Genomic DNA, 12,365 nt, shown 5'->3' with positions numbered 1-12,365 from the left:
GGGGGTTTGTCCGACAGCGCGTCGCGCACTTCCTGACTAGGATCGGGGCTCGTTTGGCCGGCACTGCCCGGCACCTGCCCTTTGACTACGACAGGAGATCCGATGAGCTACACACTTCGACAGGTTCAACCGCTGCTCACCAAGCCCGAGCTCGAGCTGTTCCAGACCAGCCGCGCGGGCGCGGTGAAAGAGTTCACGCTGGCGCGACTGGCCGGCAAGATCCAGCGGTCACGCGCGCTGCGTGACAAGTACCGCGACGTGTACCAACGCCAGACCGTGCAGACACGCGCCGGCGATGCCAAGGGCCGCAAGCCCATGGGTGGAGAGAACACACGCACCCAGACCAAGGCCGACATCATGGACGAGGTGCTCAAGCGCTTTGAAGCCCAGCAGGCCAAGCTGCAACGTCAGCAGGAAAGCGCCGCGTCGCCGGCCCGCAAACGCAGCGCCCAGGCACCTGCCGCCGCGGCCAAGAAAACCGCCGCATCGGGCACGACCCGGCGCAAGACCACCAAGTCGCCAGCAGGCGTGGACCTGCCCATGCGCGGCGCCTCGGCCAGCACACCCCGCAAGAGGGCTCGCCAGACCCGCGAGGTGCAGACCGCCGGTGAAGCCGTGGTGAAGGCCCGCAGCAGCGAGAAGGCCCCGGCCGTTCGCGCGGCGGTCAAGAAGGTGGCGGCCAAAAAGGCACCGGCGAAGAAAGCAGCCTCCACATCGGCCGAGGCCAAAGTGGCGGCCGGCATCAAGCGCTTGCAGAACATCGTCAAGGCGGTGCGCAAGGCTGTCGCCGAAACACCACCGCCGGCCAAGGCCAAGGCCAAGAAGAAGCCCAGTGCCAAATCGAAGGCCGGCGAGGCCGCAGCCAACGCGGCACTGGAGGCGGCGTCGACCGACACCACGCCACGCACCGAGCGCTTGAACCCCCTGAAAGCGAAACCGGTGAACAAGAAGATCCACGCGTCGGCACGCTCGCGCACCCGCGCCACGCAGGCCAAGCGCGACGCGCGTTGAAACGAGCCGCGTGATGTCAGGCCCGACCTGACAGTCCCGGCGCCAGGGCGGCGCCGGAGACGCCAGCGGTGCCGTTGCACCGCTGGCTACTGGCTATTGGAGTGCGGCTGCAATGGCCGCAGCCGTCCTCAAGCCCGAACCGTTTCCGCTGGCTCCGTGTGAGCCACCTTGCGGCGGAACAGACCCGAGAACCAGATCGACACATCGTCCACGATGGTGAACACCGCCGGAATCACCAGCAGGCTCAGGAAGGTCGAGGTGATCAGGCCGCCGATCACCGCCACCGCCATCGGTGAGCGGAAGCTGCCGTCGGCTGCGCCCCAGCCGATGGCAATGGGCATCATGCCGGCGCCCATGGCGATGGTGGTCATCACGATCGGGCGTGCGCGCTTGTGGCAGGCGTCGAGGATGGCGTCCAGCCGCGACAGGCCGTGCACCCGGCGCGCTTCGATGGCGTACTCCACCAGCAGGATCGAGTTCTTCGTCGCCACACCCATCAGCATGATCAGGCCGATCAGCGAAGGCATGGAGAAACTCTTGCCGGTGAGCAGCAGCGCCACGAAAGCGCCACCCAGCGACAGCGGCAAGGCGGCCAGGATGGTCACCGGATGCAGGAAGGCCTTGAACAGCAGCACCAGCACGATGTAGATGCACAGCACACCCGTGAGCATGGCCAGGCCGAAACTGGCAAACAGTTCGCCCTGCACTTCCGCGTCACCGATCTCCAGCACCGAGACCCCGGTTGGCAGGTTGCGCAGGCTCGGCAGCTTCTCCACCGCCAGCTTCATGTCGCCCAGCGCGATGCCGGCGAGTTCGACCTCGAAGTTGATGTTGCGTGCGCGGTCGTAGCGGTCGATCACCGCCGGGCCGCCGCCAAAGCTCAGGTCGGCCACCTGGCCGAGCATCACCGGGCCACGGCTGCCGGGCACCGCCAGCCGGCCCAGCACGTCCAGGTCGTGGCGCGCGCCCTCGGCGAGCTTGACCACGATGGGGATCTGCCGCTCCGGCAGGTTCATCTTGGGCAAGGCGTTGTCGTAGTCGCCCACGGTGGCGATGCGCAGCGTTTCGGCAATCGCGGAACTGGTGACCCCGAGTTCGGCGGCACGCGCCAGGTTGGGCGTGACGATGATCTCGGTGCGCACCAGCGCGGCGGTGGACTGCACGCTGCCGACGCCGTGGATCGTGCGCAGGTCGCGCTCGATGGCGCGCGCCGCGGTGCTCAGCGCGTGGGGGTCGGCGCCGGTCAGCGTCAGGATGTACTTCTCACCCGAACCACCCAGGCCCACCTTGCTGCGCACACCCGGCAGGTTCGACATGGCCTCGCGGATATGGTTCTCGATGCCCTGCTTGCGTGGGCGCTCGCCACGCGGCGCGAGCTGGATCGTCAGCGCCGCCTTGCGCGACTCCGCCGCGCCCTCCGGTGCGAACGGGTCGGAGCCAGCCGTGCCTGAGCCGATGGTGGTGTAGACCGACTTGACGTGCGGCACTGCCGCCACCAGCAGGCGCGCGCGCTCGGCCGTGGCCACCGTCTGCTCCAGCGTGGCGCCGGGCGAGAGTTCCAGGAACACCTGGGTCTGCGAGTTGTCGTCCGCTGGAATGAAGCCCTGCGGCAGCAGCGGAATCAGCATCAGCGAACCAAAGAAGAACAGACCGGCGCCGAGGCTGGTGACCCAGCGGTGGCGGATGCACCAGCGCGCCCAGTCCTGGTAACGGTTCAGCCAGGCCGGTTCTTCCTGGTTGTGCGACCAGCGCCAGAAACCGCGTGTGACGGGGTTGGAGGCGGCCCAGCGCGGCATGTCCTTCTGGATGAAGGGCTTGAGGATGTAGGCCGCCATCATGGGCGTGAGCGCGCGCGCCACCACCAGCGAGGCGAACACGGCGAGCGCGGCCGTCCAGCCGAACTGCTTGAAGAACTTGCCTGGAATGCCGGCCATGAAGGCCGTGGGCAGGAACACCGCGATCAGCGTGAAGGTGGTGGCGATCACCGCCAGGCCAATCTCGTCGGCCGCTTCCATCGCCGCCTGGTACGGCGACTTGCCCATGCGCATGTGGCGCACGATGTTTTCCACCTCGACGATGGCGTCGTCCACCAGGATGCCGATCACCAGCGAGAGCGCCAGCAGCGTCACCACGTTGATGGTGAAGCCCATGTAGTACATGCCGATGAAGGCCGGAATGGCCGACAGCGGCAGCGCCACGGCGGACACGAAGGTGGCGCGGATGTCGCGCAGGAACAGCCAGACCACCAGCACCGCGAGCAAGGCGCCTTCGTAGAGCAGCGTCATGGAGGCGTCGAACTCTTCCTTCACCGGCGTCACGAAGTCGAAGGATTCGGTGATGTGCAGGTCGGGCCGTTCCGCCTGCAGCTCCTTGAGGCGCGCGCGCACGCCATCACCCACTTCGATTTCACTCGCGCCGCGGCTGCGCGCCACCTCGAAGCCCACCACCGGCTGGCCGTCCAGGAACGCGGCGGCAGTGGGTTCGGCCACCGTGTCGCGCACTTCGGCGATTTGCTCCAGCCGCACATGGCGGCCATCGGAGAGCGCAATCTCCATCTTTGACAGCGCCTCGGCCGAGGCCAGCTGAGACAACGTGCGCAGCGGTTGTTGGCTGCCACCGAGGTCTACCCGGCCGCCCGCGCTTTCGATCTGCACCCGCGCGAGCTGGCGCGAGACGTCGGTGGCGGTGGTGCCCAGGGCCTGCAGCTTGAGCGGGTCGAGTTGCACCTGCACCTCGCGGTTCGAGCCCCCCACCCGGCTGACCGCGCCCACGCCGTTCACCGACAGCAATTGTTTGGACACGTCGTTGTCGACGAACCAGGACAGGGCCTCGGCGTCCATCTTGTCGGACGACACGGTGTAGGCCAGCACGGCACCACCGGCCAGCTCCACCTTGTTGACGATCGGATCGCGCAGGTCGGTGGGCAGCGCGCTGCGCACCTTGGCCACCGCCGAGCGCACGTCGTCCAGCGCCTCCTGCGTGTTCTTCTCGATGCGGAACTCAACCGTCAGCGACACCGTGCCGTCCTGCACCTTGGTGTAGATGTGCTTCAGGCCCTGCAGCGAAGCCAGGCTGTTCTCGATGATGCGGGCGACATCGTTCTCGAGCTGGTTGGGCGAGGCGCCCGGCAGGACCGCCACCACGGTGATGGTGGGCAGGTCGAGGTCGGGGAAGTTCTGCACCTTCATCTGCTTGAAGGAGAACAGGCCGGCGAGCGTGAGCATGACGAACAGCATCGCCGCCGGAATCGGGTTCTTGATGGACCAGGCGGAAACGTTCATCTGGCCGCCCTCACTCAACGACCTTGACGAGGTCACCCTCGTTAAGGAACCCGGCGCCCTGCACCGCCACCGCCTCCTCGGGCTTCAGGCCTTCCAACAGCTCGACGCGCTCGTCCACCCGGCGCCCGGTCTGCACCTTGCGCTGGCTGACCTTGTTCTGATCGTCGACGATGAACACGTAGTTGCTGCCGTCGCGCACCACGATGGACTGGCTTGGCACGGTGAGCGCGTCGCTCTGGCCGAGATCGAAGAAGCCCCGCGCAAAGGTGCCGGCCTTCAGCTCGGGGTTGCGCGGCAGGTCCACGAACACCAGGATGTTGCGCGTCTGCGGATCGGCACCAGGCGCAATCGCGCGCACCTTGCCCGCCACCTGCAGGCCACTGGCCGCCGTGACTTCCACCGACTGGCCGATGCGCACCCGCCCAACCTCGTTGGGCGTGACCTCGCCGCGCCATTCCAGGCGGCTCTGGCGCACCATGCGGAACAGCTCCTGCCCGGCACCCACCACCGCGCCCACGGTGGCTTCGCGCGCGGAGATCACACCGTCGTCCGGTGCCAGCACGCGGGTGTTGCCCAGGCGCACCTCGGTCGCGCCGAACGCGGCTTTGGCGGCCTCGAACTGCGCCTTGGCCACCCGCTCCTGCGTGAGGTACTGCGCCACCTGCGACTTCGACAGCGCGCCGCTGTCCTGGATGGAGCGCGCGCGGTCGGCATCGGCCTTGGCATTTTCAAAGCTCGCTTCGGCCTGCGCCAGGCTGGCCCGGCTCTGCAGGCTGTCGGCCTTGGTGGTCTCGCTGGCAAACACCGCCAGCACCTGGCCCTTGCGCACCACGTCGCCCACGTTCACGTTCACCGACGCCATCCGCAGGCCATTGACTTCCGCGCCCACGCTGGCCTCCTGCCAAGCGGTGATGTTGCCATTGGCCTGCAGGCGGATCGGCAGCGCACTGCGCACCGGCTTGGCCACGGTGACGGTGAGCGCGGGCCGGGGCGCGGCCTCAGCGGCATCGTCTTTGATGTCTGCCGGCGGGCGCAGCACCAGCCAGAAGACAAGCAGCAGGACCAGCACCAGCGCGATGCCGATGACCAGCCAGAGACGGCGTTTGCGCGGTTGGGCGGGTGCGTCGTTCATGATGGATTCTTGAGAGCGTTGGGAGGGTTCAGGGGATCGAAACCGCCGCCGAGGGCGACGTAGAGCTGGATCCAGGCGTTGATGCGTTCCTGCTGCAAGGCCACGGCGCTGCTGTCGGCGTTGAGCTTGAGGCGGCGCGCCTCTTCCAGCTCGTTCAGGCTGGCCAGGCCGACGCGGTAACGCGCCTCGGTGCCCTGCAACGACTGGGCGTAACCGGCCACGGCGGTCTCGGTGGCACTCACGCGTTCGCGCAGGCTCGACAGCGTGACCAGCGACTGCTCGACCTCGGACACCGCCTGGCGCAGCGTGGCCGCGTAGGCCACGGCGGCCGCGTCGTAGCGCGCCAGCGCGCTGTCGGTGTTCGCGTGCAGGGCACCCCGGCCCAGCAGCGGCAGGCTCAATGACAGAGGCCCTGCCGACCAGGTGTTGAACGTGCCTTCCCTGCCGCCGCCGGAAAATCGGTTGCGCAGCACACTGCCAGAGAGCGACAGGCCGGGCAGCAAGGCAGCGCGCGCCACGCCCACGTCGTCACTTGCCGCCACCAGTTCGCGCTGGGTGCGGTACACGTCGGGCCGCTGGCGGATCACCTCGGCCGGCACCACGTTCACCGACAACATGGCGTCGAGCCGGCCGGACTGCAGCAGCGCCGGCCAGGCCGGTGCACTGGCGAGCTGCTGGCGCAGTTCGGGCTCCGGCACGCCGGTGAGCGCGGTGAGTGATTTCACCTGCCGCTCGCAGGCTTCTTCCTGCTGCCGGTAACGCGCCGCGCTTTCGGCGCCGCTGGCGCGGGCCAGCGCGGCCACCGCGGGTGCGGTGAGGCCGGCGCGTTCGGACACCGCGTTGTTCTCGGCGGTGATGGCGCGCGAATCGCGGTCGCGCCCCGCCACCGCCAGTTGCTCGGCACACAGGCGCCGGGCGAAATACAGCTGCGCCAGTTCGGACGCCACCAGCACACGGGCGTCGTGCCAACCGGCGGCGGCCGCTTCCTGCTGCGCCTGTGCGGCGTTGCGCGACGCGGCGGCCTCACCCCAGAGCGCGACCGCCCACGAGGCCTGCAAGCCGGCGCTCAGGGTGGTACCCAGCGGCATGTTGGGGTCGGTGCGGCCCCGGCTGGCATTGGCCACGGCGTTGACCTGCGGGCCGTACTGCGTGTCCGCACCGAGCCGGGCGGCACGGGCGGCAAACACCTGGGCCCGTGCCTGGGCCACGCTGGGGCTCTGCGCCTGGGCGCGTGAAATCCAGTTGGTCAATACCGGGTCGTCGAACCGGCTCCACCAGGTGGTGAGGGCTTCGGTGCTGCCCTGGTGTGCCATGGGTGGTGCGTACCACTGGGCGGGCAGTTCCACCGCGATCTCGGCAGGTGGTTTGTTCACACTGCACGCACTCAGGACCAGCGCGCTGACCGTCACGGCAAGCATTCGCTTCATGAAAGGGCTCCCCCGCTCGATGTCTGTAAGGGCACCGACTCTAGACGATCTCAGTGTCCGAATATGTCAAAACGTTTCGCCTGAACGGCGGTTTGTAACGGCATGGACCCGGCCCGCCAAAGAGCCGCAACTCAGTCGTCTTCGGCCGCGGCCAGGCCCGGGAACAAGACTTCAGTGAAACCGAAACGGCGGAAGTCGCGCACGCGCATCGGGTACAGCGTGCCCCACAGGTGGTCGCATTCGTGCTGCACCACGCGCGCATGAAAACCCTCGGCCTCACGGTCAATGGCGTGCCCCGCCGCGTCAAAGCCGGTGTAGCGGATGCGCCGCCAGCGCGGCACGACACCGCGCATGCCGGGCACCGAGAGGCAGCCCTCCCAGTCCTCTTCCTCCTCGTCGCCCAACGGGGTGATGACGGGGTTGATCAACACGGTGCGCGGCACCGGCGGGGCCTCGGGGTAACGCGGGTTGGGCAGGCCGCTGCCGAACAGCACCACCTGCAGATCCACCCCGATCTGCGGCGCCGCCAGGCCGGCGCCGTTGGCCGCTGTCATGGTGTCCTGCAGGTCCAGCACCAGCTGGTGCAGCTCGGGTGTGTCGAAGGCGGTGACGGGCTGGGCGTGGCGCAGCAGGCGCGGGTCGCCCATCTTGAGGATGGTCTGGATGCTCATGGGCTTGGGTATTGCGGTGCGGGCGCCGAGTTTGCCATGCGCGCGCCCGTGAAAAAAATCACAAATAGGGTTTTCGCCTATCCCAAAATGGTGTGCATTGGCCTGCATAGGCCATACCAATTGCGTCAACCATTGGCGCCACCCGCGTGATGCGAAAGACTGCATTTTCCTATTGAAATCGGATATTCCCTTCGCCAAACGGCTGCAAACAGAACCCGCACACATTGCCATCTCAGTGATTCCGGCTTTGCAAAAATTCACGGAAAACAGGCCTAAACTGTTGATGTGCAAGGGATTTATTGCTATCAAATTGATTCTTTGTGCAACGGGAGCACGTCAACCCATTCAATCGATTGATTTCATTTCATGGTCAATCAATGGGTCGGTTGATGTAACCCCCGGCATGACCCGGGGTACTTTTGATTGCTATTGATCCATTTCCACAGGAGGCTATTCATGAACCGGACAAGCACGAAACATTCACACGGCTCCAAGCGGGCCGGTTTGACGGTACTGACAATGGCCTTGCTGACATTGGGTGGCTGCTCGGGCTCGGGCTCGTTGAGCAGCGGGGCGGGTGGCGGCGGCGGGGGTGGCGATGTGCCCACCGGCGTCGGCAGCGTCAACGACCCGCCCGCAGACAACAGTACGCCACTGATCGCCGTGGTGCGAGAACAGGCCAACAGCGTCACCGCCGTGGGCCAGACGGTGTCTTCCCTCAATGGCACCGTGACGAGCGCCACCACCCCGCTGGTGGGCAGCCAGTCGGCACAGGCCCTGGGTGGCGTGGTTGACAACGCCGGTGGTGTGGTCGGCGCCGTCGGCAGCGCACTGGCCAACGGCTTGGGCCAGATGGGCAATGTGGACAACCCGCTGGGCGTCAGCGCCGCGCAACTGGGTGGCGCGGTGGACAGCCTGGGCAACACGGTGTCGAGCGTGGGTGGCGTGGTCAGCGGCCTCGGCCACAACCCCGCCACCGCGGCCCTGCGCCCGGTGACGGACGTGGCCGGTGCGCTGGTGGACCGCGTGGGCAGCGGCGTCAGCCGTGTCGGCGAAACCCTGGAAGGCCAGATCGGCACCGGCCCCACCGGCCAGCTGCTGGGTGCGGCCAGCAAGGTGGTGGACACGGTGCAGGGTGGCGTGGTCGGCACCACACAAACCGTGGGCTCGGTCACCGGCCTGGGTGCGCCGGTGGGGCGCGTGCTCGCACCGGTGGCGCAGACACTGGGCCAGGCCGGTGAACGCGTGACGGCCAGCAACGCGCCGGGTGCCCAGGGCGTCGGCCAGATTCTCGGCAACACCGCCAACACCCTCGGGCACACGGGCAATCTGGTGAGCGCACCTGCCAGCGGCAGCCCGGTGCAGCAGATCACGGGCACCGTCAACAGCCTGATCGTGCCGATCACCACGGCCACGGCCCTGGTGGCAAACCCGGTCAACCAGGCCACCGGCGTCGGCACACCACTGGGCAACCTGCTGGTGAACACCGGCACGGGCGTGCAGCAAGTCGGCGCCGGCCTCTCCGGCGGTGCGCCACAGCCCCTGGGCAACGTGGTGGGCGACACCACCAACCTGGTTGGCGGTGTCGTCACCAACCTGGGCACGGCACTGGGTGGCAGCAACAGCGGCGGCAGCGGCACGGGTGCCGGCGGCGTGCTGGCCCCGGTCACCGGCCTGGTAGGCGGCCTCACCAACGGTGGCCTCGGCGGCGGCGCCGGTGCCACGGGCGTGCTGGCTCCGGTGGTGGGCGCGGTCAGTGGCCTCGGCAACGCCGGTGGTGGCACGCCGGGCGCAGGTGCGGGTGCTGTGCTGGCGCCCGTGCTCACCCCGGTGCTCAACACGGTCGGCGCCCTCACCGGTGGCTCTGCGCCGGCCGGTGCCGGTGCCCTGGCCCCGGTGACCAATACGCTGAGCAACACCTTGGGTGGCCTCACGGGCGGCCTTGGCATCGGCGTTGGCGTGGGTGCCGGCGTTGGTGTGAACGGCGCGTCGCGCCCCTGAGCCCGCCCTGCCCCATGCCGCGACACCCGATCACCCGCCAGGTTCTGCTGTGTGGAGCCGCCTGGTGGGTGGCCACGGCGGCGAACGCTCAAGGCGCCGCACCCGTGGGCAGCCCGCTGGACAACCTGCCACGTCCGGCCCTGCCCGCGCCCGCCCTCCCCGGTGTGCAGGTGAACGTGGAGCAGCCCGCAGCGCCCGCCGCCGCGGTGCTGGCCTCGCGCATCACTCCGGGCAAGTTCGACATCGAGGGCGTGAAGTCCATCCCCTTCGAGACCGTGGCGGCGCTGTTCGCGCCGCTCGTGGGCCAGTCGCTCACGGTGGCCGAGCTCGTCGAGCGCAGCCAGCAGGCCACGGCGCTGTACCAGCAGCGTGGTTACGCGCTGTCCTTCTTCTTCGTGCCGCTGCAGGATTTCCAGCACGGTGTGGTGCGCATCGTGGCGGTGGAAGGCCATGTGCAGACGGTGCGCATCGAAGGCAACGCCGGTCCGGCCGAGGCGAAGCTGCGCGAGATAGCCGAACAGATCCGCAGCGAAAAGCCGCTGCGCACCCGCACCTTTGAACACGTCACCGGCTTGCTCGGGCGGCTGCCCGGCGTGGCGGTGCAGGCCCAGGTGCCGGTGCCGACCAGCACCGACGGTGCCACCACCCTGGTGATCCAGGCGCAGCACCAGGCTTTTGATGTGAGCATGGGCCTGGAGACGCGCAAGCCGACACCCCGCGCGGTGCTGACCGGTGTGGCCAACAACCTGTTGCTGCCCGGCAGCCAGATCGGCGTGTCCACCCTGCTGTCCACCGCGAAGAACGACCACTTCAACGCCTTGCACGTCGAGCAGGCGCTGGGCGACCAGGGCTGGTCGGTCAAGGGCTCGGTGTCGCAATACCGGGGCGACCCGGACGAACAGCTGGGCATCCGCAACAGCAGCGGCCTGCAGCGCCAGACCGAGGTGGAGCGCGCCGAGATCACCGCCAGCCTGCCGCTGCGCCTCTCGCGCGAAGCGAACTGGGTGGCCAGCGGCGGCCTGTACGGGGTGAACACGCGCGAGAACATCCACAACCCGGCCAACGGTGCCGAGCTGACCGACGAGACGCGGGTACGCGCCGTGTTCGCCCAGCTGGCCTTCAACGGCCAGGGCAGCGACGACGCCCTGCAACTGAACCTGAAACTCAGCCACGGCATGTCGGGCCTGGGCGCCTCGGCCGCCGTCACCAGCAACGTGCCCGGCCTGTCGGGGCCCGGCACCGCCAAGCTGGCGTTTGCGCGCCTGCAGGCCGAAGCTGCCTACCAGCGGCGTTTTGCCAACCACTTCGGCATCGCGCTCTCGTCGGCCGCGCAATACAGCCCGCACAGCCTGCCGAGCAGCGAACGCATTTCCTTCGGCGGCAACCGCTTCGCCAGCGGCTACGCACCCGGCGTGGCCGTGGGCGATTCGGGCTGGGGCGTGGGCGCCGAACTCAACCGCACCTTCACCCTGGACAGCACCTGGCTGCGCCAGTGGCAGCCGTACCTGCTGTTCGAGGCGGCGCGCGTGCACACCCGCGTCGGCACACCCGCGCCCGAGCGGCTGCGTTCGGTGAGCCTGGGCCTGCGGCTGAGCAACCTGCGCCACTACAACCTGGACCTGGCGCTGTCCAGACCCACGGGCGACCGCACGCCGCAAAACCCCGAGCGCGACTGGCGCGCCCACATCACGCTGAGCTACCGGCTGGACGGGTCCTGAACCTTGGCGCCGACCAGGCGCGCCCAGGCGGCGTCGAAGTAGCCGGCGCGCTCTTCGAACACCAGCGTCCGGCCCGGGTTGATGGATTCGTAGAACGCGCGCGACACCTTGATGTTGCGGCTGACCGAGGCATCGCGCCAGTCGCGCACGTGCAGGTGGTAGCTCGTGCCGCTGCGGCGCGAACGGCTGGTGGACTTGCGCAGCACCGGCGCCTCGCGCAGCGTGGGTGCCGACACATCCCATTCGATGTTGGCCTCGCGCAGTTCGCTGGCGGCGGTGCTGTAGGCACCGAAGGAGCCGACCAGCAACAGCTCCAGCAGGAACAGGTGGGCGCGCGCGCTGCGCGCCAGCAGCAGCACATGGGCCGCCAGCAAGCCCAGCAGCAGCAGGCTGCCGGCCCACAGCGTCAGGCGCACGAGGGGTGCGGTGTCGACCAGAAAGGCGTTGTCGAACAGCAAGGGGCGCGACAGGAACACCGCGCCGTTGATGGCCAGCGCTGTCGAAATCGAGAGCAGCACCACGGCGGGCAGCAGGTAAGGGTCGCGCTGGCCTACCGGTGCATCGGGCTGCCGGCTGCCGCGCAAGGCCTTTGCCATCTGCTCGAGAAACGGCAGCGCCGAGGTGCGCGCCAGGTTCAGGTGGTGCTCGTCTTTCTTCCGCGAGAACAGGCCCGGGCGGCGCAACTGCACCACCAGCTGCCCGTGCGCGCACCACACACGCCGCACCGGGCAGCCGCCGGCGATGCGGGTGAACAGCTTCAGGGCCGCCTCGCGCAGCGCCGGGCTGTCGGCCACGCGGTTGAGCAGGTGTTGGTCGTTGGAGGCGACGTAGACCAGGCTGTCAAAGCCGTCATGGCCGAACTGTTGCTCCACCGACAGGCCGACCCATTTGAAGAATCGGTCGGCTGCGGTTTCGCGCTTGAGTTCGAAGCGGAAGAAATCCGGCACATCGACGCCGAACTGGATGCCCCGCACCGAATCCTTGTAGGTCAGCAGCGTGTAGCGGTGCCGCACGCCTTTTGTGGTCGACGCCTGCTCCCCCAACCACGGCCGATGCCAGCGGTAACGGAACTGAAACGCCAGGATCACGCACAGGCTGAGCAGCCCGACCGAGAACCACATGCT

The 12,365-nt window shown here is 68.3% G+C and carries 9 protein-coding genes; 4 read left to right on the top strand and 5 right to left on the bottom strand.

Features of this window, described 5'->3' with window-relative positions:
• The first annotated feature begins 102 nt into the window (after positions 1–102).
• Positions 103–1,011: a hypothetical protein gene (locus HPA01S_RS00915; protein WP_066265471.1), complete on the top strand. Its 909-nt coding sequence runs from the start codon at positions 103–105 to the stop codon at positions 1,009–1,011.
• Between the two features lie 128 nt (positions 1,012–1,139).
• Here the strand turns inward: HPA01S_RS00915 and HPA01S_RS00910 are convergent, their stop codons facing one another.
• The 4 genes from HPA01S_RS00910 to def form a co-directional block, all read right to left on the bottom strand.
• Positions 1,140–4,292, bottom strand: a complete 3,153-nt coding sequence (locus tag HPA01S_RS00910; protein ID WP_066265470.1) for an efflux RND transporter permease subunit — start codon at positions 4,290–4,292, stop codon at positions 1,140–1,142.
• A gap of 10 nt (positions 4,293–4,302) precedes the next feature.
• Positions 4,303–5,424: an efflux RND transporter periplasmic adaptor subunit gene (locus HPA01S_RS00905; RefSeq protein ID WP_066265468.1), complete on the bottom strand. Its 1,122-nt coding sequence runs from the start codon at positions 5,422–5,424 to the stop codon at positions 4,303–4,305.
• On the bottom strand, positions 5,421–6,851 hold the full coding sequence (locus tag HPA01S_RS00900) for an efflux transporter outer membrane subunit (protein WP_066265465.1): 1,431 nt from the start codon (positions 6,849–6,851) through the stop codon (positions 5,421–5,423). Before HPA01S_RS00900 ends, HPA01S_RS00905 begins: the two co-directional genes overlap by 4 nt.
• Positions 6,852–6,982: 131 nt before the next feature.
• Positions 6,983–7,522, bottom strand: a complete 540-nt coding sequence (def, locus tag HPA01S_RS00895; protein WP_066265462.1) for a peptide deformylase — start codon at positions 7,520–7,522, stop codon at positions 6,983–6,985.
• Positions 7,523–7,694: 172 nt separating this feature from the next.
• Between def and HPA01S_RS22925 the strand changes: the two genes are divergently transcribed.
• From HPA01S_RS22925 to HPA01S_RS00885, 3 genes are read left to right on the top strand one after another with little or no spacing between them, the layout of a single operon-like run.
• A complete protein-coding gene (locus HPA01S_RS22925) occupies positions 7,695–7,955 on the top strand; it encodes a hypothetical protein (RefSeq protein WP_157084851.1) in 261 nt (86 codons plus the stop codon).
• A gap of 23 nt (positions 7,956–7,978) precedes the next feature.
• The gene (locus HPA01S_RS00890) at positions 7,979–9,523 is read left to right on the top strand and encodes a collagen-like triple helix repeat-containing protein (protein WP_084360372.1); all 1,545 of its coding nucleotides are present in this window, start codon (positions 7,979–7,981) and stop codon (positions 9,521–9,523) included.
• A 14-nt stretch (positions 9,524–9,537) separates the two neighbouring features.
• Entirely contained in the window at positions 9,538–11,241 is a 1,704-nt protein-coding gene (locus tag HPA01S_RS00885) for a ShlB/FhaC/HecB family hemolysin secretion/activation protein (RefSeq protein ID WP_066265458.1), read from the top strand.
• Here HPA01S_RS00885 and HPA01S_RS00880 read toward each other — a convergent pair.
• Positions 11,220–12,362, bottom strand: coding sequence for a hypothetical protein (locus HPA01S_RS00880; protein ID WP_066265456.1), 1,143 nt, complete (start codon positions 12,360–12,362; stop codon positions 11,220–11,222). The genes HPA01S_RS00885 and HPA01S_RS00880 overlap by 22 nt on opposite strands.
• Positions 12,363–12,365 lie beyond the last annotated feature (3 nt).

It is taken from the genome of Hydrogenophaga palleronii NBRC 102513 (genome assembly GCF_001571225.1).
GTDB classification, from domain to species: Bacteria; Pseudomonadota; Gammaproteobacteria; order Burkholderiales; family Burkholderiaceae_C; genus Hydrogenophaga; species Hydrogenophaga palleronii.
The sequence above is the reverse complement of the archived record's forward strand: the minus strand, read 5'-3'. Positions and strand labels throughout refer to the sequence as shown.